Source organism: Nocardia sp. NPDC057353 (assembly GCF_042667085.1).
Classification (GTDB): domain Bacteria; phylum Actinomycetota; class Actinomycetes; order Mycobacteriales; family Mycobacteriaceae; genus Nocardia.
This window is the reverse complement of the sequence record NZ_JBHVAK010000023.1, coordinates 34,204-57,664: the sequence shown is the minus strand read 5'-3', so window position 1 is coordinate 57,664 and position 23,461 is coordinate 34,204. Positions and strand designations below refer to the sequence as shown.

Annotated in this window: 26 protein-coding genes; 19 read left to right on the top strand and 7 right to left on the bottom strand. The window is 73.5% G+C overall.

The window, feature by feature from the left end; all coding sequences use genetic code 11:
- Nucleotides 1-36: 36 nt before the first annotated feature.
- The 7 genes from ACFUUZ_RS14635 (at nucleotide 37) to ACFUUZ_RS14605 (ending at nucleotide 8,350) form a co-directional block, all read left to right on the top strand.
- Nucleotides 37-822: a GntR family transcriptional regulator gene (locus ACFUUZ_RS14635; RefSeq protein ID WP_378696202.1), complete on the top strand. Its 786-nt coding sequence runs from the start codon at nucleotides 37-39 to the stop codon at nucleotides 820-822.
- A complete protein-coding gene (locus ACFUUZ_RS14630) occupies nucleotides 823-1,050 on the top strand; it encodes a ferredoxin family protein (protein ID WP_378696200.1) in 228 nt (75 codons plus the stop codon).
- 7 nt (nucleotides 1,051-1,057) lie between these two features.
- A complete protein-coding gene (locus ACFUUZ_RS14625) occupies nucleotides 1,058-2,434 on the top strand; it encodes an ABC transporter substrate-binding protein (RefSeq protein ID WP_378696198.1) in 1,377 nt (458 codons plus the stop codon).
- Nucleotides 2,431-3,396 carry an ABC transporter permease gene (locus ACFUUZ_RS14620; RefSeq protein ID WP_378696196.1) on the top strand — a complete coding sequence of 322 codons (966 nt, stop codon included), beginning with the start codon at nucleotides 2,431-2,433 and terminating at the stop codon, nucleotides 3,394-3,396. The genes ACFUUZ_RS14625 and ACFUUZ_RS14620 overlap by 4 nt, the downstream gene beginning before the upstream one ends.
- Nucleotides 3,393-4,130: an ABC transporter ATP-binding protein gene (locus ACFUUZ_RS14615; protein WP_378696194.1), complete on the top strand. Its 738-nt coding sequence runs from the start codon at nucleotides 3,393-3,395 to the stop codon at nucleotides 4,128-4,130. The genes ACFUUZ_RS14620 and ACFUUZ_RS14615 overlap by 4 nt, the downstream gene beginning before the upstream one ends.
- 127 nt (nucleotides 4,131-4,257) lie before the next feature.
- Nucleotides 4,258-7,056 (top strand): fumarate reductase/succinate dehydrogenase flavoprotein subunit, encoded by a 2,799-nt coding sequence (locus ACFUUZ_RS14610; RefSeq protein ID WP_378696192.1) that lies wholly within the window; start codon nucleotides 4,258-4,260, stop codon nucleotides 7,054-7,056.
- Nucleotides 7,057-7,168: 112 nt separating this feature from the next.
- The gene (locus ACFUUZ_RS14605) at nucleotides 7,169-8,350 is read left to right on the top strand and encodes a MarP family serine protease (RefSeq protein WP_378696190.1); all 1,182 of its coding nucleotides are present in this window, start codon (nucleotides 7,169-7,171) and stop codon (nucleotides 8,348-8,350) included.
- 7 nt (nucleotides 8,351-8,357) lie between these two features.
- Here ACFUUZ_RS14605 and ACFUUZ_RS14600 read toward each other — a convergent pair whose 3' ends face one another.
- The 3 genes from ACFUUZ_RS14600 to ACFUUZ_RS14590 form a co-directional block, all read right to left on the bottom strand.
- A complete protein-coding gene (locus ACFUUZ_RS14600; RefSeq protein WP_378696188.1) occupies nucleotides 8,358-8,828 on the bottom strand; it encodes a DUF4254 domain-containing protein in 471 nt (156 codons plus the stop codon).
- Between the two features lie 115 nt (nucleotides 8,829-8,943).
- Nucleotides 8,944-9,549 carry a MarR family winged helix-turn-helix transcriptional regulator gene (locus ACFUUZ_RS14595; protein WP_378696186.1) on the bottom strand — a complete coding sequence of 202 codons (606 nt, stop codon included), beginning with the start codon at nucleotides 9,547-9,549 and terminating at the stop codon, nucleotides 8,944-8,946.
- Nucleotides 9,550-9,621: 72 nt separating this feature from the next.
- Entirely contained in the window at nucleotides 9,622-10,056 is a 435-nt protein-coding gene (locus ACFUUZ_RS14590) for an organic hydroperoxide resistance protein (protein ID WP_378696184.1), read from the bottom strand.
- Between the two features lie 105 nt (nucleotides 10,057-10,161).
- Between ACFUUZ_RS14590 and ACFUUZ_RS14585 the strand changes: the two genes are divergently transcribed.
- Complete coding sequence (locus tag ACFUUZ_RS14585; RefSeq protein ID WP_378696182.1) at nucleotides 10,162-10,515, top strand: hypothetical protein; 354 nt, start codon at nucleotides 10,162-10,164, stop codon at nucleotides 10,513-10,515.
- Here ACFUUZ_RS14585 and ACFUUZ_RS14580 read toward each other — a convergent pair whose 3' ends face one another.
- Nucleotides 10,516-11,250 (bottom strand): ATP-binding protein, encoded by a 735-nt coding sequence (locus ACFUUZ_RS14580; RefSeq protein WP_378696180.1) that lies wholly within the window; start codon nucleotides 11,248-11,250, stop codon nucleotides 10,516-10,518.
- Nucleotides 11,251-11,364: 114 nt separating this feature from the next.
- On the opposite strand from ACFUUZ_RS14580, the gene ACFUUZ_RS14575 reads away from it, so the two are divergent.
- Nucleotides 11,365-11,820: a hypothetical protein gene (locus ACFUUZ_RS14575; protein ID WP_378696276.1), complete on the top strand. Its 456-nt coding sequence runs from the start codon at nucleotides 11,365-11,367 to the stop codon at nucleotides 11,818-11,820.
- A 19-nt stretch (nucleotides 11,821-11,839) separates the two neighbouring features.
- Here ACFUUZ_RS14575 and ACFUUZ_RS14570 read toward each other — a convergent pair whose 3' ends face one another.
- A complete protein-coding gene (locus tag ACFUUZ_RS14570) occupies nucleotides 11,840-11,983 on the bottom strand; it encodes a hypothetical protein (protein WP_378696179.1) in 144 nt (47 codons plus the stop codon).
- 348 nt (nucleotides 11,984-12,331) lie between these two features.
- On the opposite strand from ACFUUZ_RS14570, the gene ACFUUZ_RS14565 reads away from it, so the two are divergent.
- The 10 genes from ACFUUZ_RS14565 (at nucleotide 12,332) to ACFUUZ_RS14520 (ending at nucleotide 21,708) form a co-directional block, all read left to right on the top strand.
- Nucleotides 12,332-12,688, top strand: coding sequence for an Lsr2 family protein (locus tag ACFUUZ_RS14565; protein ID WP_378696177.1), 357 nt, complete (start codon nucleotides 12,332-12,334; stop codon nucleotides 12,686-12,688).
- A gap of 140 nt (nucleotides 12,689-12,828) precedes the next feature.
- Nucleotides 12,829-14,061: a transcriptional regulator gene (locus tag ACFUUZ_RS14560; protein ID WP_378696175.1), complete on the top strand. Its 1,233-nt coding sequence runs from the start codon at nucleotides 12,829-12,831 to the stop codon at nucleotides 14,059-14,061.
- A 217-nt stretch (nucleotides 14,062-14,278) separates the two neighbouring features.
- On the top strand, nucleotides 14,279-15,796 hold the full coding sequence (gene adh, locus ACFUUZ_RS14555) for an aldehyde dehydrogenase (protein ID WP_378696274.1): 1,518 nt from the start codon (nucleotides 14,279-14,281) through the stop codon (nucleotides 15,794-15,796).
- Nucleotides 15,796-16,194 (top strand): DUF779 domain-containing protein, encoded by a 399-nt coding sequence (locus tag ACFUUZ_RS14550; protein ID WP_378696173.1) that lies wholly within the window; start codon nucleotides 15,796-15,798, stop codon nucleotides 16,192-16,194. The genes adh and ACFUUZ_RS14550 overlap by 1 nt, the downstream gene beginning before the upstream one ends.
- A 217-nt stretch (nucleotides 16,195-16,411) precedes the next feature.
- Nucleotides 16,412-16,954, top strand: a complete 543-nt coding sequence (locus tag ACFUUZ_RS14545) for a DUF6968 family protein (protein ID WP_378696171.1) — start codon at nucleotides 16,412-16,414, stop codon at nucleotides 16,952-16,954.
- An 18-nt stretch (nucleotides 16,955-16,972) separates the two neighbouring features.
- On the top strand, nucleotides 16,973-17,638 hold the full coding sequence (gene lexA / locus ACFUUZ_RS14540; protein ID WP_378696169.1) for a transcriptional repressor LexA: 666 nt from the start codon (nucleotides 16,973-16,975) through the stop codon (nucleotides 17,636-17,638).
- Between the two features lie 166 nt (nucleotides 17,639-17,804).
- On the top strand, nucleotides 17,805-18,263 hold the full coding sequence (locus tag ACFUUZ_RS14535) for an anti-sigma factor (protein WP_378696167.1): 459 nt from the start codon (nucleotides 17,805-17,807) through the stop codon (nucleotides 18,261-18,263).
- 117 nt (nucleotides 18,264-18,380) lie between these two features.
- Nucleotides 18,381-19,652 carry a PP2C family protein-serine/threonine phosphatase gene (locus ACFUUZ_RS14530; RefSeq protein ID WP_378696165.1) on the top strand — a complete coding sequence of 424 codons (1,272 nt, stop codon included), beginning with the start codon at nucleotides 18,381-18,383 and terminating at the stop codon, nucleotides 19,650-19,652.
- Nucleotides 19,649-21,268, top strand: a complete 1,620-nt coding sequence (locus ACFUUZ_RS14525) for an ATP-binding protein (RefSeq protein ID WP_378696163.1) — start codon at nucleotides 19,649-19,651, stop codon at nucleotides 21,266-21,268. The genes ACFUUZ_RS14530 and ACFUUZ_RS14525 overlap by 4 nt, the downstream gene beginning before the upstream one ends.
- A complete protein-coding gene (locus ACFUUZ_RS14520; protein WP_067649507.1) occupies nucleotides 21,265-21,708 on the top strand; it encodes a response regulator in 444 nt (147 codons plus the stop codon). The genes ACFUUZ_RS14525 and ACFUUZ_RS14520 overlap by 4 nt, the downstream gene beginning before the upstream one ends.
- Before the next feature lie 403 nt (nucleotides 21,709-22,111).
- On the opposite strand, the gene ACFUUZ_RS14515 is transcribed toward ACFUUZ_RS14520, so the two are convergent.
- Together ACFUUZ_RS14515 and ACFUUZ_RS14510 are read right to left on the bottom strand one after the other, a co-directional pair.
- Complete coding sequence (locus ACFUUZ_RS14515) at nucleotides 22,112-22,474, bottom strand: STAS domain-containing protein (RefSeq protein WP_378696160.1); 363 nt, start codon at nucleotides 22,472-22,474, stop codon at nucleotides 22,112-22,114.
- Nucleotides 22,475-22,638: 164 nt separating this feature from the next.
- The gene (locus ACFUUZ_RS14510; RefSeq protein WP_378696158.1) at nucleotides 22,639-23,394 is read right to left on the bottom strand and encodes an oxygenase MpaB family protein; all 756 of its coding nucleotides are present in this window, start codon (nucleotides 23,392-23,394) and stop codon (nucleotides 22,639-22,641) included.
- Between the last annotated feature and the right edge of the window lie 67 nt (nucleotides 23,395-23,461).

Below are 23,461 nucleotides of genomic sequence, written 5' to 3'. Positions count from 1 at the left end.
GCGAGCGGGGCACTGCCCCGCCGTTATCGTCACTTCATGCAGGTCAGCGGTGTGAATCCGGCTCCGGAGGAGGGCGCGCCCGCCCCGGTGCGCCGGCTGCGGGCGGATCAGGCGCGTCGGGTGGCGGATGTGCTCAGGCACCAGATCCACACCGGCGCGTTCCCGGACGGGCTGCCGCCGGAGCCCCGGCTGGCGGAGGAGTTCGAGACCTCGCGGAATACGGTGCGCGAGGCGCTGGCGCTGCTGCGCGCCGAGGGGCTGATCGACCGCGCGCCGCGGGTCGGCACCAGGGTGGCGAACCGCAAGTACGACCACGGCCTCGACGCCCTGCTCGGCCTGCAGGAGACGCTCAAGGGCCACGGCACCGTGCGCAACGAGGTGCGCGCGGCGACCAGGATCACCGCGCCGCCCGCGGTGGCCCGCCGGCTGCAGCTGGAGCCGGGCGAGCGGGTGGTCTACCTGGAGCGGCTGCGCTACCTCGGCGACACCCCGCTCAGCCTCGACCTCACCTACCTGGCCCCCGACATCGGCGCCGCGATCCTCGACCTCGACCTGGCGGGCACCGACATCTTCGTGCTCATCGAGCAGGTCAGCGGCCAGTCGCTGGGCTCGGCCGACCTCGCCCTGGAGGCGGTCTCCGCCGACCCGCACACCGCCGCGACCCTGGAGACCACGGACGGCGCCGCGCTGCTCATGCTCGAGCGGCTCACCCGGCTGGAGGACGGCAGGCCGGTGGACCTCGAGTACATCCGGATGCGCGGCGACCGGATCACCATGCGGGGCAGCCTGTCCCGCACCGCACCCGAGTGGAAGGTCCTGTAGATGGCGCTCGCGAACAACCGCACCGACGTGCCGGTGACCATCGACGAATCGCTCTGTATCGAGGGCTGCACGCTCTGCGTCGAGATCTGCCCGCTCGACTCGCTCGCCATCGACACCAGCACCGGCAAGGCGTTCATGCACGTCGACGAGTGCTGGTACTGCGGTCCATGCGCCGCCCGCTGCCCCACCGGTGCCGTCACCGTCAACATGCCGTATCTCCTGAGGTGAAAGATTCATGAAACGCCTGATCGCGGTGGCCGCCGCCGCTGCTCTCGCCCTGACCGGCTGCTCGCTGGAGGAGGCCGCCGCGGGCGGCGACACCGTGCGCGTCGTCGTCGGCTACCAGTCCAAGACCATCAACACCGTCACCGCGGGCACCCTGCTGCGCGCCCAGGGCTACCTGGAGCAGCGGCTGCAGGACATCACCGACGCGGGCGGGGCGCGGTACGAGGTGGAGTGGCAGGACTACGACACCGGCGCGCCGATCACCGCGCAGATGGTGGCCGAGAAGATCGACATCGGCTCGATGGGCGACTACCCGCTGCTCATCAACGGCTCCCGCACCCAGGGCAACGAGCGCTCGCGCACCGACTTCGTCTCGGTCACCGGGTACAACCCGAAGGGCGCGCTGAACATGGTGGTCGTGCCGCCGGATTCGCGCGCCGCCACCCTCACCGACCTGCGCGGGCAGAAGATCTCGGCCAGCGTCGGCTCGGCCGGGCACGGCACCCTGGTGCAGGCGCTCACCCGCGCCGGGATCGATCCCGGCACCGGCGTCGAGGTGCTGAACCAGCAGCCGCAGGTGGGGGCGTCGGCGCTGGAGTCGGGGCAGGTGGCCGCGCTCTCGCAGTTCGTGGCCTGGCCCGGGCTGCTGGTGTTCCAGGACAAGGCCAAGCTGCTCTACGACGGCGCCGAGCTGAACGTCCCCACCTTCCACGGCGTCGTGGCCAGGCAGGACTACACGAAGCAGCACCCGGAGGTGCTCGACGCCTTCCTGCAGGCGCAGCTGGACGCCACCGAGTTCCTGCACGGCAAGCCGCTGGAGGCGGCGCAGATCGTCGCGGACGGGTCCGGGCTGCCGCAGGAGGTCGTGTACCTCTACAACGGGCCCGGCGGCACCTCCTTCGACACCACGCTCAAGCCGAGCCTGATCGCGGCCTTCAAGGACGACGTGCGGTACCTGAAGTCCATCGGCGACTTCGCCGAACTCGACATCGACGGCTTCGTCGACGACACCGCGCTGCGCAAGGCCTTCGCCGAGCGCGGGGGCGCGACCTACGACGCCGCGCTGGCCGACACCGCCAATGCCACCGCGGGCTCCGGCAACGAGCTCTGGGTGGCCGGGCAGCAACAGACCGCGCCCGCCGCCGACCCGACCGCGCTGCTCCGCCTGGTGCAGCAGGCGGAGTCGCGCGGCGAGACGGTGCGCACCGCGTACGTGCTCGACGCCGAACTCGGCACCCGCTGGTTCGCCGACGCGTCGGTGTGGCTGCGCGACGGTGACCGCTTCCTGCCCTTCACCACCGAGGCGGCGGCGCAGCGGTACCGGGGTGCGCACCCCGGCGCCGTCCCGGTGAGCTACGAGCAGGCGGTCCGGGAGGTGCGGACATGACGCGCACCGACGCGGCGACCGCCCCCGGCACCGCGCGGCCGGACACCGTGCCGCGCCCGGGCGCGGCGGATAGCGCGCCGCTCGCGGCCAACCCGGAGGGTGCGGCGGACCCGGCACCCGCGCTGATCGCGGCGGGGCCCGCGGCTGCGGCGCTCGCCCCGGCACCGGCGCGGACGACCGGCTCACCCTGGCCGGGCAGGCTGGTCAAACTGGTGTCGGTGCTGGCGGCGATCGGCCTCTGGCAGCTGCTGACGGCGAACGACGTCCGGCTCTGGCTCCGCTTCGACACGCTGCCGACGGTGACCGAGATCCTCACCGCCTTCGGCAGGCAGCTCGGCACCGACACCTACTACCTGGACCTGGCGCAGTCGCTGATCCGCATCCTCAGCGGCTTCGGGCTTGCCACCGTGGCGGGCGTGCTGACCGGCATCGCGCTGGGCCGCTCCCGGGCCTTCGCGAACGTGTTCGGCCCGCTCACCGAGCTGGCCCGCCCGGTCCCGGCGATCGCGGTGGTGCCGATCGCCATCCTGCTCTTCCCGGACGACGAGGCGGGCATCGTCTTCATCACCTTCCTCGCGGCCTACTTCCCGATCATGGTCAGTACCAGGCACGCGGTGCGCGCGCTGCCGACGCTCTGGGAGGACTCGGTGCGCACGCTCGGCGGCAGCCGCTGGGACGTGCTGCTGCGGGTGGTCTTCCCCGGCTCGCTGCCCGGCGTGTTCGGCGGGCTCTCGGTCGGCATCGGGGTGGCGTGGATCTGCGTCATCTCCGCGGAGATGATCTCCGGTCGGCTCGGCGTCGGCTACCGCACCTGGCAGGCGTACACCATCGTCGACTACCCCGGCGTCTTCGTCGGCATCATCACCATCGGCGTGCTCGGCTTCGGCACCTCGGCCGCGGTGGAGCTGCTCGGCAGGCGGGTCACCCGCTGGCTGCCGCGCGGAACGGAGAATGCGCGATGACCACCGCGAACCGCACCGGCATGGCGCTCGGCCTCGCCGACGTGCACCTGTCCTACGGCGGCGACCCGGTGATCGCCGGGCTCACCCTCGACGTGCGCCCCGGCGAGATCCTGGTGCTCACCGGCCCCTCCGGCTGCGGCAAGTCGACGGTGCTGCGCGCGCTGGCCGGGCTGCTCGCGCCGGATTCCGGCACGGTGACGGCCGACGGCGAGCCGGTGCGCACCACCTCGCGCGACCGCGCCGTCGTCTTCCAGGACAACGCGCTGCTGCCGTGGCGCAGCGTGCGGGCCAATATCGAGCTGGCGCTGAAGCTGCGCGGCGAGCCGAGGCAGGGGCGGCGGGCCGCGGCGGAGCGCTGGATCGACGAGGTCGGGCTGACCGGGTTCGGCGACTTCCTGCCCAAGAGCCTCTCCGGCGGCATGCGGCAGCGGGTGCAGCTGGCCCGCGGGCTGGCGGGCGCGCCGCGCGCGGTCATGATGGACGAGCCGTTCGGCGCGCTGGACACCCAGACCCGCGCCACCGTGCAGCGGCTGCTCGTCGACACCTGGAACACGCACCCCGCCACCGTCGTCTTCGTCACCCACGACGTGGACGAGGCGCTGCTGCTCGGCGACCGGGTCGCCGTGCTCGGCCGGGCCGGGCAGCCGCTGCGCGCCCTGATCGATATCCCGGAGCCGCGCACCGGCGCCGACCGCTCCGCCGAGCGCGCCGCGATCCTGGCGGCGCTCTCGTGACCAGCTGCTGTCCCGAGCCGGGCCGCAGACCCACCCGCAGCGCCCGCAGACCTGCGCTCTCCCGGGCGACCGCGTCCCGCGGGCGCGCCCGGTTCCGGTGCCACCCCCCGACCGTTGGAGGCCGCTCATGACCGCGCCCGCGCCGACCCCGGTGATCCCCGACCTCGCGGACGCGGTCCGCCTCGACTGCGACGTCCTCGTCATCGGCGGCGGCACCGCCGGAACCATGGCCGCGCTCACCGCCGCCGAGCGCGGCGCGAACGTGCTGCTGCTGGAGAAGGCGCACGTGCGGCACTCCGGCGCGCTCGCCATGGGCATGGACGGCGTGAACAACGCCGTCGTGCCCGGCAAGGCCGAGCCGGAGGACTACGTCGCCGAGATCACCCGCGCCAACGACGGCATCGTCGACCAGCGCACCGTCTACCAGACCGCCACACGCGGCTTCGCCATGGTGCAGCGGCTGGAGCGGTACGGGGTGAAGTTCGAGAAGGACGCCTACGGCGAGTACGCGGTGCGCCGGGTGCACCGCTCGGGTTCGTACGTGCTGCCCATGCCGGAGGGCAAGGACGTCAAGAAGGCGCTGTACCGGGTGCTGCGGCAGCGCAGCATGCGCGAGCGCATCCGGATCGAGAACCGGCTCATGCCGGTCCGGGTGCTCACCGCCGGCGGCCGCGCGGTCGGCGCCGCCGCGCTGAACACCCGCACCGGCGAGTTCGTCACGGTGGGCGCGAAAGCGGTGATCCTGGCGACCGGGCCGTGCGGCAGGCTGGGGCTGCCCGCCTCCGGATATCTCTACGGCACCTACGAGAACCCGACCAACGCGGGCGACGGCTACTCCATGGCCTACCACGCGGGCGCCGAGCTCTCCGGGATCGAGTGCTTCCAGATCAACCCGCTGATCAAGGACTACAACGGCCCGGCATGCGCCTACGTCGCCAACCCGTTCGGCGGCTACCAGGTGAACGCGCACGGCGAGCGCTTCGTCGACTCCGACTACTGGTCGGGGGCGATGATGGCCGAGGTGAAGCGGGAGATCGAATCCGCCCGCGGCCCCATCTACCTCAAGGTCTCGCACCTGCCGGAGGAGACGCTCGCCTCCCTGGAGGGCATCCTGCACACCACCGAGCGCCCGACCAGGGGCACCTTCCACGCCAACCGCGGCCACGACTACCGCACGCACGACATCGAGATGCACATCTCCGAGATCGGGCTGTGCGGCGGGCACTCGGCCTCCGGGGTGTGGGTGGACGACCACGCCCGCACCACCGTCCCCGGGCTGTACGCCGCCGGTGACCTGGCCTGCGTGCCGCACAACTACATGATCGGCGCCTTCGTCTACGGCGATCTCGCGGGCGAGCACGCCGCCTCGACGCTCGACGCGCTGCCTGCGCCCGGCGAGCTGCCCGCCGACCAACTGGCGGAGGCGCACGAGCTGATCTACCGCCCGCTGCGCAACCCGGAGGGGCCGCCGCAGCCGCAGGTGGAGTACAAGCTGCGCCGCTTCGTCAACGACTACGTGGCGCCGCCGAAGACCGCGGCCAAGCTCGCGCTCGCGGTGGAGACCTTCGAGCGGATGCGCGCCGAGGTCGCCGGGATCGGGGCGCGCACCGCGCACGAGCTCATGCGCGCCGCCGAGGTGACGTTCATCCGGGACTGCGCGGAGATGGCGGCGCGCAGCTCGCTGACCCGCACCGAATCCCGCTGGGGGCTCTACCACGACCGCGCCGACCTGCCCGAGCGCGACGACGTGGACTGGCGCTACCACCTGAACCTGCGCAAGAACGCCGCGGGCGAGATGGAGTTCGTCAAGCGCGCGGTGGCGCCGTACCTGGTGCCGGTGCCCGAGTTCGACGACGTGCCGGGCGCGCTGCCCGCCGAGGTCCCGGTGCGCACCCCGGAGCCGGTGGTGGTCCGTGGCGGCGATCGGCCCGCGCCGGAGCGGATCGAGCCGGTGCTGCGCGAGGAGGCGCCGTCGCCGCGGATCGTCACGCTGCTCGCGCTGGACGCGCCGGACCTCGCCGAGCTCGAGCCATACCTGGCCGACTCGGACCCCGTGGTGCGGGTGGCCGCGCTCTCGGTGCTCACCGAGCACACCCCCGACGGCTTCGCCGGTGCGCTGATCGCGGCGCTGGACGACCCGGCGGTCACCGTGCGCCGGGCCGCGGCGGAGAGCCTGCGTGAGCTGGTCGAGGTGCTGCCCGAGCACGCCGGGCTGCCGGAGCGGCTCGGCTCCGCCGATCCCGGGGTGCGGGCCACCGTGGTGGATCTGGTGCGCGCGCGGCGCGGTGGCTCGGCGGCCTGGTTCGCCGATGCCGCGCGCGATCCCGACCACCGGGTCCGGCTGGAGGCGGTGCGCGGGCTGGTCTCGCTGGACGAGACCGCGGGCGTCGCCGCGCTCGCGGGCGACCCCAACCGGGAGGTGCGCGTCGTCGTCGCGCACGGCCTCGCCGAGATCGGCCCGGTGGCCGTGCCCGCGGGCGCCCGCCCGGTGGTCCGCGCCCTCGCCGCCGACCCCGACCCCCTGGTCCGCGCCGCTGCCCTCGCCGCCTTCGGCCCCCTCGGCGCCGAGGGCCCGCTGGAACCGGCGGAACCGGCCGCTGAGCCGTCGGCGCGTCCGGCGCGGAAGAAGGCGCCTGCGCCCGGTGACGATGTGGCGCTGCTGATCGCGGCGCTCGCCGACACCGCCTGGCAGGTCAGGGTGGGCGCGGCCAAGGGGCTGGCGGGGGCCGCCCCCGATGCCGCGATCCCGGCGCTGACCACCGCGCTCGGCGATCCGCACCTGGATGTGCGCAAGGCGGCGGTACTCTCGCTGAGTCTCCGCGCCGAGCGGGACGACGCGCAGGAAGCGCTGGCCAGGGCGATCGACGACAGCGACGCCGACGTCCGGGCCTACGCGCGCCGCGCGGCACGGTTGCTGCCGCGCTGACGGCTCGCTAGTTTGGCGGCGTGACCGTGGCCGACCCCCGAGCGGCCCGCGGTTGCCGGGCGCCCGCGCCCCGGCGCACGGTCGGCTCGGGCCGGTGGACGGGAGGCGCGGCGTGACGGTGGCGATCTGGCTCGATCTCGTCGTGCTCGTCGCCGCGGTGCTCGCCGCGCTGGTGGGGTGGCGCCGCGGCGCGCTCGTCGGGCTGCTCGGCCTGGTCGGGGTGCTGCTCGGCGCCGTGCTCGGCGCGCTGCTCGCGGGCGGGGTGCTGCACCGGGTGCAGCCCGGCTGGCCCCGGCTCACGGTGGTGATCGCGGTGGTCGCGATCTTCCTGGTCACCGGGGAGCTGATCGGCCACCGCATCGGCCGCTCGGCCAGGGACGCCATGCGCGGCGGCGGAACCAGGCGGGCCGACGCCGTCGGCGGCGCGCTCGCGCACGCGGCCGCGGTGCCGCTGCTGGTCTGGCTGGTGGCGGGCACGCTCGCGGGCTCCGCGCAGGCCCAGGCGATGCAGGGCTCGATGGTGCTGCGCACCGTGGACGACCTGGCGCCCGGCTGGGCCGCCGGGCTGCCGGAGCGGCTCGCCGAGCCGCTGCGCGACGCCGGGCTGCCCGCCGCCTCGAGCTGGCCGCGCGCCGAGACCGAGCGCTCCCGCGCCGAGCCGGACCCCGCCGTGGCCGCGCTCCCGCTCGTCGCCGCGCTGCAGCCGAGCGTGCTCCGGATCAGGGACATCGCCGCGGACTGCGGATTGCGCCAGACCGGAACCGGTTTCGTGATCGCGGCGGAGCGCGTGCTGACCAACGCGCACGTGGTGGCGGGCGCGACGAACATCTCGGTGGACACGGCCTACGGCCCGCTCGAGGCGTACGTGGTGCAGTTCGAGCCCGCCATCGACATGGCGGTGCTCGCGGTGCCCGGCCTGACCGCGGAGCCACTGCCGGTCGCACCGCTGCCCGCCGAACCCGGCGAGGACGCCGTCGTGCTCGGCTACCCGCAGGGCGGCCCGTACACCGCGAGCGCGGCCCTGGTCCGCAGCAGGCTGCAGCGCCCGGTGCGCGATATCTACCGCACGGCGGGGGTGGAGCGGAAGTTCTACGCGGTGGCGGGCGAGATCCGCAGCGGCAACTCCGGCGGCCCGCTGGTCGACCTGCAGGGCCGGGTGCTCGGCGTGGTCTTCGGGGTGGACGAGGAGCGCGGCGAGCTCGGCTACGCCTCCGGGCTGCCGGACGTGCTCGAGCAGCTGGGCGAGCGCTGGCGGGCGGGCACGCCGGTCGGCGCCGGGAACTGCGCGCCCTGAGCGGGGTTCAGCGCGGCGGCAGCGCGAGCCAGCCGCGCTCCAGCGCCGCGACCACCTCGCCGTAGCCGATCTCCTGCTCGGCCAGCGCCGTCCAGGCGGCGTGCATCTCGTCGCTGCCCGGGTCGATCGTCATGAGCAGGTCGAAGGCGCGCGCGGAGGCGGCCGCCATCCGGTCGATGACGGCGCCGAGCGTCTCCGGGTGCCGCCGGACCCCCGGCCGCGGTGCGGGCAGGTTGCGCCGCACCCAGCTGTCGATCCGGCGCACCAGATCGCGGCGGTAGCCGTCGAACTCGGCGGCCCTGGCGGGGGTGCCGCGGCGCGCGCGGTGCAGCTCGGCCAGCGCGTGCGCCTCGGCGCAGAGCGGGCCGTCGAGGTAGTGGCCGCGCAGCGCGGCCAGCAGCTCGTCCTTCGAGGGAAGCACCGGGTCGGCCTCGAGCTCGGTCTCGGGCAGCGCGCGCCGGGCTTGGTGCGCTGTCATCGCCACCGACCTCCCGTCCTCGGCGACACGAACCACATCACCTCGGATTCACGCGCGGTGGCGACCGGAAACCGTGGCGCAGATCGCGTTTGCGCCACGGCGACATGACCCGTGGTCAGTGCGCGGCTACCCCCGCCACCGCGGGTGGGCGTAGCCGCTCCGGGGTGAGCGCGGAGAGCTCCGCGGCGTGCTGCCGGTCGGCGGTGATGGCATCCAGCCGCCTGCCGAGCGCCTTCACCTCGTCGCGCAGCGCGATCACCCGGTCCAGCGGGTAATCCACCTCGGCCAGCACCGATTCCACCATGCGCCTGGCCTGGCGCTGCAGCGCGCGGCCCGCCTCGGTGGCGCGCAGCTCGACGGCGCGCCGGTCGTGCGCGCTGCGCACGCTCTCCACCAGGCCGTGCGCCTGCAGCCGCTGGATCAGCGGGGAGACGGTGCCGTAGTCGAGGTGCAGCTTCTCGCCGAGTTCGCGCATGGTCATCCCCGGCCGCTCCCAGAGCGCCAGCAGCGCCAGGTACTGCGGGTAGGTCACCCGCATCTCGTCCAGGAAGGGGCGGTAGGCGGCGGTCATCGAGCGGGAGGTGGAGTAGAGCGCGAAGCAGAGCTGCGCGGTGAGCGAGAGCGGGTCGGCGCCGGGTAGCGCGCCCCCGGTGGGGCGGCCGCTCCGGCTCGGGCGGAATTCGGATTCTCGGGCGGTATCGGGCAACGGTGCCTCGGACATAGCTGCACTGTACGCACCGGGCCGACCCGGGCGGGCCGGGTCGGCCGGGTATACCGCACGGTCTGGGCCGGCTCAGCCTGCAGCGCTGGTCTCGGCCACCTTCAGCTGCACGTCGACATTGCCGCGGGTGGCATTGGAGTAGGGGCACACCTCGTGCGCGGCGGCCACCAGCTCCTGCGCCCGCGCGGTCTCGACGCCGGGCAGCGCGACGGTCAGGGTGACCGCGAGCCCGAAGCCGGCGCCGTCCTGGCCGATGCCGACCTCGCCGGTGACGGCGGAGTCGGTGAGCCGCACCTTCTCCCGCCGCGCCACCACCTGCAGCGCGCTGTGGAAGCAGGCGGCGTACCCCGCCGCGAAGAGCTGCTCGGGGTTGGTGCCCGCACCGCCCGCGCCCCCCATCTCGGCCGGGATGACCAGGTCGAGGTCGAGCGCCTCGTCGGAGGAGGTGACGTGGCCCCCTCGCCCGGCGCCGGTGGCGGTGGCCGTCGCGGTGTACAGGATCTTCATCGTCGAACTCCTCGAGGGTCGTGTTCGTCGGACGTCCCCGACAGTAGCGAGCGATTCAATTGTGCACAATGTTTGTGACGTTCCCCTCCGGTAACCTCCGTGCACGTGGTCAACGATGTCGAGAAGCACTGGAGCGACCCAGGTGCGGTGCGCGGCGCCGCTCGCTACCTCGCGGCGGTCCTGGTGGTCGCCGCCGCGGTCTTCGGGGTCTGCGTGCTGTGGGCGAGCGGGCGCGCGGCCTGCGCGGGCGCGCGCATGCTCTGCGACGTCCCCGCGCAGAGCGTCACGCTGCTGGCGCCCGCGGCGACCCTGCTGCTCGGCGCGATCGGCGCCTTCGTGCAGACCTTCCGGGTGTGGAAACGCGGCGGCGGCTGGCCGATCTGGCAGGGCGCGGGGTGGTTCGCGCTCGTGCTCTTCATGGCCTACCTCTCGATCGGCGGCGGGGCGCTGGCGGGCTGATCACGCGGGCAGCGTCGCCCAGACCACCTTGCCGAACGGCCAGCGCGGCACGCAGCCCCATGACCTGGCGAGGTCGGCGACCACGTGCAGCCCGTACGCCTGCACCTCGCCCGCCGCCGGCTCGCGCAGCACCGCGGCCTGCGGCGCGGCATCGGTCACCGCGACGGTGAGCCCGCCCGGCCGCAGCTCCAGCCGGACCCCGACCTCGCCCGCCGCGTGCAGCATCGCGTTCTCCACCAGCTCGGTGACGAGCAGCTGCGCGTCGGTGAAGAACTCGGCGGTGTTCCAGCGCACGCACACCCCGGCGACGAACTCGCGCGCGCTCTGGGCGCTCGCCGCACCCGCGGGCATCGCCAGTCCGGCCCGCTGCCCGCGCGGCCGGGCGGGCGCCGCGGCCAGCGCGGCGGCGACCGACTCCAGCACCGGCACCCGGCGCACCGCGGCCGCCGCCCGGCGGCGCAGCGGCTCGGCGCCCGCCACCAGCAGGATCGGCACCCCCGGCCAGTCCAGCACCCGGATCCGGGCGGCGCTGAAGACGGTGAAGGCGCCGTCGTCGGCGGGCTCGAGCTCGTCCAGCACGACGATCAGCGCGCGCGGCTCGTCCACCGCGAACCGCACCAGGTCCGCGCCGAAGCTCCGGTAGGTCTCGGCGTCCAGGACGCCGCGCGGGCGCAGCACCGCGCACTCCCCCGCGAACTCGGGCCGCCACGACACCTTCCCACCGATGCGCTCCACCCGGATCGGCTACCCTGCCGAGCCGCGCTCAACCGCGGATTCACCCCCGTGCCAGGGGGTATTGCGGGCGCACAGCGCAGGAGATGATCGAGAAAGGGACGACAAATGACCGGAATGGTTACCGACGGTGCCGCCACCACCGACCGCCCGTCCCCGGAGCACCGGAGACCGCCGGGCGTCGACGACGCGACGGTCGCCGCGGGCGGCAAGCTCTCCGAGGCGCTGGAGACCGTGGAGCGGGCCCGCGGCCACCTCTACGAGCTGCACCAGCTGATCGGCGGCGCCGACCTCAGGCTGGACGAGGCGGTGTCGAAGTTCCGCGAGGCGGGGCACCCGGAGATCGCCGAGCGCATCGAGCGCGAACTCATCGGCCGCAACGTGCTGCCCGGCCGCTGGACGTTCCAGATCGTCGAGGAGTTCGACGACGGCTACTACGCGCAGTTCCGGGAGATCGAACGGGGTGTCCGGGACGAACTGTTCGAGGGCAGGCGGCACCTGTTCGAGGCGGAGATGAAGGAAGAGCGCCGGACCAACGGGCACAGGGGCCATTCGGCCGTTCCGCCGGAGTGACCGGGCCCGGAATAGCGGGTCAGCCGCCCGCCGGTTGCTCGGGCAACTCGGCGGCGGCGCGCCGCGCCTCCAGCCAGGAGGTGGCGCCCACCGTCAGATACGAGGCGACCACCGCCAGCACCGGAAGACCAAGGACCATCAGCAACACCGGGAACATCGACATGGCCCGTGCCCCTCTCCACCGCGTACGCGCGCTCCGTCCCGAGTCCGAAGCCCGGACCCGGCGGCGCCACCTGCGCCTGCTCGGCTATTACCCCTAACCCATCGCCACACGCGATCCATACCGCAACACCCCTGTGAATTGGGTCACCGACCCTCGGCAATTGCCCGACCCCGGTGGCGGGGGCAATTCGCGGGGGTGCTCCGGGGGCGAATTCGCTATCGATTGCCGAAAGGCCGGAACCGCTTTGCCGGGGTCGGCGACAAAGGCGTATGCGGCACCGCGCGGAGCGGAATGGGATGTAATGTCGTGCTGTCGAATCCGGCGTCCGGAAAGGGGCACAACAACAGTATGGCCAAGAAGGTCATCGTCCAGACCATCGACGATCTCGACGGCGAGTCGGTCGCGGACGAAACGATCGAGTTCGCGCTCGACGGTGTCGGTTACGAAATCGACCTGTCCAGCGCCAACGCGAAGAAGCTGCGCAGCGAGCTGGAGTCGTGGGCCAAGCACGCCCGCCGGGTGAGCGGCAGGCGGCGCCAGCCCAAGACCCCCGCCCCGCGCGCCAAGTCCGCGGACAACCGCGAGCAGACCGCCGCGATCCGGGAGTGGGCACGCAACAACGGGTTCGAGGTCTCCGCCCGCGGCCGGATTCCGGCCGAGGTGCAGCAGGCCTACCGCGCCGCCAACAGCGACGCGGAGGACTGACCCGCCGCGCGATCGGGCGGGCCGCGCAGCATTTCCCGCGCCCGCCCCGCTCGCGCCGGATTTCCGGCCCCGCCCGATGCCGCGCCGGGGCAGAATGGAGTTCGGCGCACCACCGAACCACTCGACCCCAGGATCGCGGGATGGCCCAACGGCGTAGCCTCTCGCAGCGACGAGCTGCCCTCGAAGCGGAATGGACCCGCCGGGTCCCCCGCGTGCCGGGTACGGACCTGGTCCGGCCCGGTGACATCGCGCGGCCGGACGCGCTCGACTCCGCGGTCGCGCAGTCGTGGGCGCGCTCGCTGCGCACCGTCGACCCGGCCAGGGACCACGCCCCCGGCGACGCCGTCGACGCCAGGACCCGCTGGGCCGAGTCGCCGCTGCGCACCCCGGTGCTCGAGCTCGCCGACCAGCTGCGCGGGGTCGCCGACGGCTCCGGCTTCGTCGCCGCCGTCACCGACGAGAGCGGCACCATCCTCTGGTCCTACGGCGGGCCGGTCATGCGCCGCCGCGCCGAGCAGGTGAACTTCGCGCCCGGCGGCCGCTGGGACGAGCCGCACATGGGCACCAACGCGCTCTCGCTGGCGCTGCGCACCGAGCGCCCGCACACCGTCTTCTCCGCCGAGCACCTGGTCGCCGCGTTACACGGCTGGGTCTGCTACTGCGCGCCGATCCACGGCCCCGACGGCAGGCAGCTCGGCGTGCTCGACCTCTCCACCGCGTGGGACCGCGCGCACCCGCTCGCCATGTCCACCGCCATGGCGCTGGCCAGCGCCATCGAGGCGCGGGTGCGGGCGGGGGCGCCCGCCGTCCCGGGGATGCGGCTGCGCTGCCTCGGCGGCGCCGAGCTGGTGCGCGCGGGCGAGCGGGTGCGGCTGCGGCCGCGGCACCTGGAGATCCTCACCCTGCTCGCGCTGGAGCCGGAGGGGTTCACGCACGAGCGGCTGCATTTCGCCGTCTACGGCGACCGGCCGGTCGGGACCAGCACGCTGAAGTCGGAGATGTCGTACCTGCGCCGGGCCACCGGCGGCGAGATCAGCAGCCGGGTCTACCGGCTGGCGCACCCGCCCGCCTGCGATGCCGTCGAGCTGCTCGCCGCGCTGGAGGCCGGGGACACCGGCACCGCCGTCGAGCTGTACCGGGGGCCGCTGCTGCCGGGTTCGGACACCCCCGGAATCGTCACGTGGCGCGACCACCTCGAGGTGGCGATCCGCACCGCCGTGCTCTCCAGCCCCGATCCCGCGCACGCCCTGCGCTACGGGGAGTTCGCCACCCCCGACATCGCCGTGCACGAGCACGCGCTGCGACTCCTCGCCTCCGGCGACCCGAGGCGCGGTATCGCGGCCGCGCGGCTGCACTCCGCCCTGCACGGCTGACCCGCCGGATCTCGGCGGCGGTGACCAGCGCGCGGACGTGGGCGGACGCCCCCGGGGGCGGCGCAGGCCAGGCTGGTCGACCGCTGCTCCGAGCGGCTCCGCGGTGGCACCCGCGGGGCGGCGTCAACGTTTCCCCAACCTCGGCGGCGCATAGTGACACGCGTCACGGCCGTGCGCCGTGGGTTCAGTGGTCGCCAACAGCGAGGAGTCGTTCGCCATGATCTACGCGAAGCCGGGAGCCGAGGGCAGCGTCGTCGAGTACGCCCGCCGATACGACAACTTCATCGGCGGGGACTGGGTGGCCCCGGCGGAGGGCCGGTACTTCGAGAACCCCTCCCCGGTGGACGGCGCCACGTTCACCGAGGTCGCCCGCTCCACCGCCCCCGACATCGACCGCGCGCTGGACGCCGCGCACCAGGCCGCCGACGGCTGGGGCCGCACCTCCACCACCGAGCGCGCCAATATCCTGAACCGCATCGCCGACCGGATCGAGGAGAACCTCACCGCGCTGGCCGTCGCGGAGACCTGGGAGAACGGCAAGCCGGTGCGCGAGACGCTCGCCGCCGACCTGCCGCTCGCCGTCGACCACTTCCGCTACTTCGCCGGTGCGCTGCGCGCCCAGGAGGGCGGCATCTCGGAGATCGACGGCGACACCATCGCCTACCACTTCCACGAGCCGCTCGGCGTGGTCGGCCAGATCATCCCGTGGAACTTCCCGATCCTCATGGCCACCTGGAAGCTGGCTCCGGCGCTGGCCGCGGGCAATGCCGTGGTGCTCAAGCCCGCCGAGCAGACCCCGGCCTCCATCCTCAAGGTGGTCGAGCTGATCGCCGACCTGCTCCCGCCGGGCGTGCTGAACGTGGTGAACGGCTTCGGCGTCGAGGCGGGCAAGCCGCTGGCCTCCAGCCCGCGGGTGGCCAAGGTGGCGTTCACCGGCGAGACCACCACCGGCAGGCTGATCATGCAGTACGCCAGCGAGAACATCATCCCGGTCACGCTGGAGCTCGGCGGCAAGAGCCCGAACATCTTCCTCCCGGATGTGGCCGCCGCCGACGACGAGTTCTTCGACAAGGCGATCGAGGGCTTCGTCATGTTCGCGCTGAACCAGGGCGAGGTCTGCACCTGTCCCTCGCGCGCGCTGGTGCACTCGTCCATCTACGACGAGTTCATGGAGCGGGCGGTCGCGCGCACCGAGGCGATCGTGAGCGGCAACCCGCTCGACGACGCCACCATGATCGGCGCGCAGGCCAGCAACGACCAGTTCGAGAAGATCCTCTCCTACATCGACATCGGGCGGCAGGAGGGCGCCGAGGTGCTCACCGGCGGCGGCACCCGCTCGGTGGACGGGCTGCCGAACGGGTTCTACGTCGAGCCGACCATCTTCAAGGGCCGCAACGACATGCGGATCTTCCAGGAGGAGATCTTCGGGCCGGTGGTCTCGGTGACGACCTTCGACTCGGTGGACGAGGCGCTCAAGATCGCCAACGACACCCTCTACGGGCTCGGCGCCGGCGTCTGGTCGCGGGACATGAACACCGCTTACCGGCTGGGTCGGGAGATCAAGGCGGGCCGGGTGTGGACCAACTGCTACCACGCGTACCCGGCGCACGCGGCCTTCGGCGGCTACAAGAAGTCCGGCATCGGGCGGGAGAACCACCGCATGATGCTCGAGCACTACCAGCAGACCAAGAACCTGCTGGTCAGCTACTCGCCCAACAAGCAGGGGTTCTTCTGATGCCGGTGCACCGGGTGGAGCTCACCGGCAAGGCCACCGAGCTGCTGCGCGCGCTGGAGGCGCAGCACGGGCCGGTGATGTTCCACCAGTCGGGCGGCTGCTGTGACGGCAGCGCTCCGATGTGTTACCCGCGGAACGAGTTCCGGGTCGGCTCGGCCGACGTGCTGCTCGGGCGGGTCGACGCGGACACCCCGTTCTGGATGAGCGCGGACCAGTACGAGTACTGGAAGCACACGCACCTCACCGTGGACGTGGTGCCGGGCCGGGGCAGCGGGTTCTCGCTGGAGGCGCCGGAGGGTGTGCGCTTCCTGATCCGCTCCCGGCTGCTCACCGACGACGAGGTGCTGGCGCTGGCGGCGGAGCCGCCACCCGCCACCGGGGCCGAACTCGAGGGGTGAGTTCCACCGCGCGGGCCGGGCACGGGTGCCCGGCCCGCCGCGCGTCCCGGCCCGGGTCGGTGGCCGTGGCATCGGCCAGGTTACGAAAACGGACCGATCGGGTACTCCGAGTCACATGAGACCGATAGACACCCGGGAAAGGGAGGACACGGCGCCGCCCGCGGTGGGCGGGTCCGGTCACCACACCGGCGGGCACCAGTGGCGGCGCATCCGTGACGTGATCGCGTCGCGGACCGTGGCCGACGGGGCGCGCCCGGTCTCCATCGATATCGGGGCGCCGCAGGTCGCTGCCGAGACGCAGGGCGTGGTGTGCGGGTTCCGGATTGCCGGGCTCGGCGAGCGCTGGGCCTCCGGCACCGATTCGCTGGCCGCGCTCTACCGCGCGCTGCTCGGCGTCGCCGACGACCTGGCCGCCGCCAACCGCGGGGGCGCGCGCTTCGAGCTGCTCGACCCCGCCGACCTCTCCTTTCCGGCCCCGGCCGCGGGCTCGTCCGCGCGCCCGGCCGACCCGGAGCACACGCCGCAGTCGCTGGTCGCCGCCCGCACCCTGCACGGCGCGGACGGCCCGTACTCGATCATCATCGGCCGCCCGTACCCGTCCGAGGACGGCCGGTACGCGCTGTGCCGCTTCCACATCAGCGAGCACCGCCCGGCCGTCGCCTCCGGGGTGGACGGCATCCAGGCGCTGCTCACCGCGTTCCGGATGATCGCCGGGCTCTGCGACCTGCCCGCCGACTGGCCGGTCAGCAGGCTCGCCTGAGGGCTCTACTATTCCCGGGTGACCCGCTTCCGCCAGCCCGCCCCCGACCTCGACCTCCCCGACACCTCGGTGCTCCCGCCGCGGCAGCGACAGATCCTCGCCGCCATCAGGGACTGGGCGCTCGCGCACGGGTACTCGCCCTCGACCAGGCAGATCGGCGACGCGGTCGGGCTGCGCTCCACCTCGACGGTCTCCCGGCACCTGCGCGAGCTGGAGGAGCGCGGCTTCCTGCGCCGCGGGCCTGCCGCCACCCGGCCGATCGACGTCCGGCTCTTCCTCGCCACCGACCCCGAGCGGGCGCACTCCCCCGACTCCGTCCCGGTGCCGCTGCTCGGCGACATCGCCGCGGGCACGCCGATCACCGCCGAGGAGCACCTGGACGACGTGCTCGACCTGCCGCGCGACCTGGTCGGCCGCGGCGAGGTCTTCGCGCTGCGGGTGCGCGGCGACTCCATGGTGGACGCCGCGATCTGCGATGGCGACACCGTGGTGGTGCGGAGCCAGCCGGACGCGCACTCCGGCGAGATCGTGGCCGCGCTGCTGGACGGCGAGGCCACGGTGAAGGTGCTGCGCAGGCGCGGCGGCCACGTCCACCTGGAGCCGCGCAACCCCGCCTACCCGGTGCTGGACGGCGACGACGCGATGGTGCTCGGCAAAGTGGTGTCGGTGCTGCGCCGGATCTGAGCCGGTCCGACGCGCCGCGAATCCGGGCGCGGACCCGGCGTTTCCCGTCGGAGTTCCCCGAAACCATTGCCCCGCACCGCAGCTCACGCGAAGATGGGCGGGCCGAGCGCCGCCGCGGCATCCCGGCACGCAGGGGACGCACCGGCCGCGCGCCGAGGGGGACACCATGAGAGCCGATCGGGGCCGGGTTCGGCACCTGCGGAGCGATCCCGCGGTGCCGGTGCCGGAGGCCGCGGAAGCCGACGACACCGTTGTGACGGTGCGGATCCCGGCCACGCCGGAGCGGCTGCCGACACTCGGGGCGCTGGCGGCCGCGACGGCGGTGGCGGCCGGGTTCGGGGCCGGGGAGTGCGGCGAGCTGCGCGACGCCGTGCACCGGGTCGCCGCGGCATTGCTGACCCGCACCGTTCCGGGCAGCGCGGTGGACGGCACGCTCACCGGCCGCGCGGGAACGGTGCTGGTCCGGCTGCAGGCGGTGACCAGGGCGGGCCCCGTCCCCGGGCACGCCGTCGGCGCCGCCACACCGTCGCTGACGCACAGCGCCGCGGCCTTCCGCGCCCCGTTCGACGGGGCCGCGGGCGGCCACCCCACCGTGGTCGACCTCTGCTGGGCCCGCCCGGAGTGAAACCGGACGCGCCGCGCCGCCGAGCCGCGTGCGCACCTGTTCACCGAATGTGGCACAGTTGCGCGGCGGAACCGGTGATCGGCGTCGGTCACGCGGACGAACGAGGAGGCGAGGCGCATGCTGTCCGGGCAGCGGGAATCGGCGGGCGCCGCCGCACGCGCGGAGGCCGAACGCGTCGCAGCCGGGCTCGCGCACTCCCCCACCGACTTCCACGATCGGGTCGAGCCCACCGTGCTGCTGGTCGAGGACGACCGCGCGGACGCGCTGCTGGTCGAGGAGCTGGTCGCGGACGGCGCCCCCGGGCTGCGGATGTCCTGGGTGCGCTCGATGGCCGAGGCGGGCGAGCACCTGGCCCGGCACCGCCCGGACTGCGTCCTGCTCGACCTGCACCTGCCCGACGCCAGCGGCATGGAGGCGGTGGCGCGGATCCGTGGCTTCACCGACCGGGTGGCGATCGTGGTGCTCACCGGGTTGGACGAGGAGCAGACCGGGCTCGCCGCGGTCGCCGCGGGCGCGCAGGACTACCTGGTCAAGGGCCGGGTCGAGCCGGAGCTGTTCGGCCGCGCGGTGCGCTACGCCATCCAGCGCAAGCAGACCGAGGCCGCGGCGGTCGCGCTGCGCGCCAGCCAGATGCAGGCGCAGGAGAACTCCCGGCTGGAGCGCGGGCTGCTGCCGACCCCGCTGCTGCGCGGCGACCGGGTGGTCGACGTGTACACCCGGTACCGCCCCGGCCGCGCCTACGCGCTGCTCGGCGGCGACTTCTACGACGTGGTCCAGGACGCCGACGGCACCGTGCACGCGCTGATCGGCGACGTCGCGGGGCACGGCCCGGACGAGGCCGCGATCGGGGTCGCGCTCCGGCTGGCCTGGCGCACCCTGGTGCTCAGCGGGATCAGCGGGGCCAGGCAGCTGGAGCTGCTGGAGGAGGTGCTGCTCGCCGAGCGCGCGGGCAACCGCACCTTCGCCACCCTGACCACGCTGGTGCTCGACCCGCGCAAGCGGGTGGCGCGGGTGATCCGCGCCGGGCACCCCGGCATGCTCGCCCGCCGGGACGCGGGCACCGACTGGGTGGAGGTGGCGGGCGGCCCCGCGCTCGGGGTGCTGCCGGGCCGCGCGGTCTGGCCCAGCCACCAGTACCCGATGAGCGAGGACACCGGGCTGGTGCTCTTCACCGACGGCCTGTACGAGGGCCACATCGGCCCCGGCAACCAGCGGCTCGGCGAGGACGGGCTCCACGAGCTGGTCTCCTCGGTGCCGCGGGTCGACCCGAACCTCTTCGTGGACGCGCTGATCGCCAAGGTCGAGGCGATGGCCGACGAGCACGGCGGCCTCGCCGACGACGTCGCGGTCATGTACCTGCGCTGGGCGCGCCCGGAAACCGGCGCATGAGCCGCGCGACGAACGGTCTGTCCGGCCGCTACACCGTGCAGACCTGGTTCCAGCTGGTGCTCGGGTTGATGGTGCTGATCGTGCTGTTCGGCGGCGCCGCGGGGGCCGAGGTCATCTCCGACACCAACCGCAGCACCGACCGGCTGCTGGACCGGGTGCAGCCCGCCGCGGCCGAGGCCTACCTGCTGCAGGGCGCGCTGATCAACCAGGAGACCGGGGTGCGCGGCTTCGCCATCGCCGCCGACCCGCAGTTCCTGCAGCCGTACACCATCGGCAGGCAGGAGGAGGAGCGCGCCGCCGCCCGGATCCGCGAGCTGGTCGGCGACGACCCGGCGCTGATGGCCGACCTGGACACGCTGGAGCGGCTGGCCGACGAGTGGCGCGCCGCCTACGCCGACCCGGTCACCGGTGCCACCACCCCCGCCGCGGCCAGGGAGGTCGCCGACGCGGGCGTGGAGCGGAGCAAGGGGCTCTTCGACCAGCTGCGCGCCCAGTTCATCACGCAGAACCAGGGTTTCGCGGCGGCGCTGGTCGACGACCGCGCGGACCTGGCCCGCACCAGGGCCATCAGGAACGCGGTGCTCGGCGGCGTGGTCGCGGTCTTCGTCGTCGCCGCGCTGGTGCTCACCGTGATCGTGCGCAGGCTGGTGGCGCGGCCGCTGGCGGAGCTGGAGCGGTCCTCGCTGCAGGTGGCGGGCGGCGATTTCGACCACCACATCGAGGCGCGGGGGCCGTCGGACCTGCGCACGGTGGCCGAGGCGGTGGAGGACATGCGGCGCCGCATCGTGGCCGAGCTGCAGTCCTCGCGGGCGCAGGAGGCCAAGCTGGTCGAGCAGGCCGCCGACCTGGACGCGCAGACGGTGGAGCTGCGGCGGTCGAACCAGGAGCTGGAGCAGTTCGCCTACGTGGCCTCGCACGACCTGCAGGAGCCGCTGCGCAAGGTCGCCTCCTTCTGTCAGCTGCTGGAGAAGCGGTACGGCGACCAGCTCGACGAGCGGGGCAAGCAGTACATCGACTTCGCGGTGGACGGCGCCAAGCGGATGCAGGTGCTGATCAACGACCTGCTCACCTTCTCCCGGGTCGGCAGGCTCACCGACGCCGCCGAGCCGATCTCGCTGGACGACACCCTGGACAAGGCGCTGACCAACCTGGCCTCGATCGTCGAGGAGACCGGCACCGAGGTGCGGCGGCCGGAGCGGCTGCCCGAGGTCGTCGGCGACCGCACGCTGCTGACCATGCTGTGGCAGAACCTGGTCGGCAACGCGGTGAAGTTCGCGGCGCCGGGCAGGCCGCCGGTGATCGAGGTGGAGTCCGAGGTGGACGCCGCCGAGTACCGGTTCCGGGTCACCGACAACGGCATCGGGATCGCGCCCGAGTTCGCGGAGAAGGTGTTCGTCATCTTCCAGCGGCTGCACAACCGGGAGGAGTACTCCGGAACCGGGATCGGGCTGGCGATCTGCAAGAAGATCGTGGAATTCCACGGCGGCCGGATCTGGATCGACACCGAGTACACCGGCGGCGCCCGCTTCTGCTTCACTCTCCCACGCACGGCCGACCTCGAATCGTCCACCAGGACCGGGGCCGACGAGACCACCGACACCGAGGAGCCCTCGTGACGAGTTCCGGCCAGCCCATCGACATCCTGCTGGTGGAGGACGACCCCGGCGACGAGCTGATGACCCGGGAGGCGTTCGAGGACAACAAGATCGGCAACAACCTCTACGTCGCCAGGGACGGCGAGGAGGCGCTGGAGTTCCTCTACCGGCAGGGGCCGTGGGGGGAGGCGCCGCGGCCGGATCTGATCCTGCTCGATCTGAATCTGCCGAAGTACGACGGGCGGCAGGTGCTGGAGCGGATCAAGTCCGATCCCGATCTGGCGTCCATTCCGGTGGTGGTGCTCACCACCTCCGCCGCGGAGGAGGACATTCTGCGCAGTTACAAGCTGCACGCCAATGCGTACGTGACCAAGCCGGTGGATCTGGATCAGTTCGTGGCGGCGATCAAGCAGATCGATGATTTCTTCGTGCAGGTCGTGCGGTTGCCTCGGCAGAGGTAGGGGAGTTTTTTTCCCGGGGCTCCGCCCCGGGGACCCCGCTGCCCGCGCCGCGGCTACGCCCGGCGGGGGCTGCCCGTGTTACGCGGCTGCCCGCAGTGCCGATGCCCGTGAACTGCTGATTGCCCGGCAGGGGCTGAGCGCCCGGCAAAGGGCTGATTGCTTGGCGAGCTGCTGATTGCCCCGCGGGGGGCTGTTTCCCGGCGGGGGCCGATTGCCCGGCGGGGGGCTGTTTACCTGGCGGGGCTGATTGCCCGGTGCGGGTGATGGCCGGGGTGCGCGGTTGCGCTCGTGGGGCGATGTTCGCGGGCCGTGGGAGGTGCGGTGCCCGTCGGTTCACGGGCACCGGGAGCTGTGCCACGCCGCCGACGCTCGGGGGCTGGTGCCGAGCGCCGCGGCGAGACCGTCACTCGGAGGGGCGCACGCCCTCCGACGCCAGGGCGTCGTCCCTGGTCGCGAAGACCTGGAGCACCCGGTCCAGGCCGGTGATCTCGATCGGCCTGCGCACCGGCTCGGACGCCACCACCCGCAGCGAGCGCTCCGGCGCCGCCTCGGCGGCGACGAGCAGCACGCTGAGCCCGGCGGAGCCGAAGAACCCGACGCCGGACAGGTCGACCACCAGCACGGGCGGCTCCGCCCGCAACGCCTCCTCCACCGCCGACTGCAGGTCGGGCGCCGACGCCATGTCGATCTCACCCGCCGCCGTCAGGACGACGGTCGTCCCGACCGTCTCGGTACGGACGTCCAACGCCCTGTCCTCAGCGCTCACCGGGCGACCGCTCCGTCAGTGTCCGGGATCATCATCAACAACCTCCGCCAATGTCGAGACCGCCCACGTGCCCGTGGCTGGACACCGAGCGGCCTTCAGCGGCCAAACTACCTCATCGGCCCGGACCGATCCGACACACCGACGTGGAGCGGCCGTTTCCGTCCTCAGCGGCGCGCCGCGGGGAGCAGCCTGGCCCGCGGGGTGAGCCCGCCCATGACCGCGCGCACGGTGGCGGCGTGCGCCGCGCTCGCCGCCCGGTCACCCGGCCGCAGCCGGACCTCGAGCAGCTCCCTGGTGCGCGGGTGCAGCAGGGTGCGCACCGCCGCGTCCGGCAGGGTGCGCGGCCACCAGGCGTCCGGGCGCAGCAGCGCGGGGGCGAGCCTGGCGCTGTCCGGCGTGGCCGCGAGCTCGGTGGCGCAGACCCGGTCCAGGTACTCGGTGAAGCCGTCCCAGGTCTCCGGCATCACCCGCGCGGAGATGCCGTAGCGCAGGTACCAGCGGCAGCAGTCGGCGTAGAGCTCGTCCTTCTCGGTCGCGCGCAGCGGGCGGGCGAAGGTCTCGATCGCCGTCACCAGCGTGTCCACGTAGGTGGCGTGCTGGAAGAAGAACAGCTCGGGGTTGAGGCCGTGGTAGCGGCGGCCCCTGCTGTCGACGCCGTGCACCAGCTCGTGGCCGTAGCGGACGGCCGGGTGCGGGTCGCGCGGGGTGTACGCCAGGTACACCAGGTGCGAGACCACCCGCTTCTTGTGGTGCCAGAGCGAGCTCGGCGAGTGCGCCACGATGGCGGCGGCCACCGAGGGGTGCAGGATCTGCAGCCCGACCGCGCGGGGCAGCGCCAGCGCGAAGCGACGGTCGCCGAGGTACCGGCCGAGCAGGGAATCGGCATCGGGCGCGATGCCGCGAAGCCTCGACACGTCCATGTGCCACCCCCGAATAGATGAGACGAATAGACCCTCACTCTATCAGTGCCGGGATGGCGGAAACCCG

Coding starts and splice junctions, on each gene's coding strand:
- ACFUUZ_RS14635 (WP_378696202.1), top strand. CDS start 37: ATGCAGGTCAGCGGTGTGAATCCGGCTCCGGAGGAGGGCGCGCCCGCC.
- ACFUUZ_RS14630 (WP_378696200.1), top strand. CDS start 823: ATGGCGCTCGCGAACAACCGCACCGACGTGCCGGTGACCATCGACGAA.
- ACFUUZ_RS14625 (WP_378696198.1), top strand. CDS start 1,058: ATGAAACGCCTGATCGCGGTGGCCGCCGCCGCTGCTCTCGCCCTGACC.
- ACFUUZ_RS14620 (WP_378696196.1), top strand. CDS start 2,431: ATGACGCGCACCGACGCGGCGACCGCCCCCGGCACCGCGCGGCCGGAC.
- ACFUUZ_RS14615 (WP_378696194.1), top strand. CDS start 3,393: ATGACCACCGCGAACCGCACCGGCATGGCGCTCGGCCTCGCCGACGTG.
- ACFUUZ_RS14610 (WP_378696192.1), top strand. CDS start 4,258: ATGACCGCGCCCGCGCCGACCCCGGTGATCCCCGACCTCGCGGACGCG.
- ACFUUZ_RS14600 (WP_378696188.1), bottom strand. CDS start 8,828: ATGACAGCGCACCAAGCCCGGCGCGCGCTGCCCGAGACCGAGCTCGAG.
- ACFUUZ_RS14595 (WP_378696186.1), bottom strand. CDS start 9,549: ATGTCCGAGGCACCGTTGCCCGATACCGCCCGAGAATCCGAATTCCGC.
- ACFUUZ_RS14590 (WP_378696184.1), bottom strand. CDS start 10,056: ATGAAGATCCTGTACACCGCGACGGCCACCGCCACCGGCGCCGGGCGA.
- ACFUUZ_RS14575 (WP_378696276.1), top strand. CDS start 11,365: ATGGTTACCGACGGTGCCGCCACCACCGACCGCCCGTCCCCGGAGCAC.
- ACFUUZ_RS14570 (WP_378696179.1), bottom strand. CDS start 11,983: ATGTCGATGTTCCCGGTGTTGCTGATGGTCCTTGGTCTTCCGGTGCTG.
- ACFUUZ_RS14565 (WP_378696177.1), top strand. CDS start 12,332: ATGGCCAAGAAGGTCATCGTCCAGACCATCGACGATCTCGACGGCGAG.
- ACFUUZ_RS14560 (WP_378696175.1), top strand. CDS start 12,829: ATGGCCCAACGGCGTAGCCTCTCGCAGCGACGAGCTGCCCTCGAAGCG.
- adh (WP_378696274.1), top strand. CDS start 14,279: ATGATCTACGCGAAGCCGGGAGCCGAGGGCAGCGTCGTCGAGTACGCC.
- ACFUUZ_RS14550 (WP_378696173.1), top strand. CDS start 15,796: ATGCCGGTGCACCGGGTGGAGCTCACCGGCAAGGCCACCGAGCTGCTG.
- ACFUUZ_RS14535 (WP_378696167.1), top strand. CDS start 17,805: ATGAGAGCCGATCGGGGCCGGGTTCGGCACCTGCGGAGCGATCCCGCG.
- ACFUUZ_RS14530 (WP_378696165.1), top strand. CDS start 18,381: ATGCTGTCCGGGCAGCGGGAATCGGCGGGCGCCGCCGCACGCGCGGAG.
- ACFUUZ_RS14525 (WP_378696163.1), top strand. CDS start 19,649: ATGAGCCGCGCGACGAACGGTCTGTCCGGCCGCTACACCGTGCAGACC.
- ACFUUZ_RS14510 (WP_378696158.1), bottom strand. CDS start 23,394: ATGGACGTGTCGAGGCTTCGCGGCATCGCGCCCGATGCCGATTCCCTG.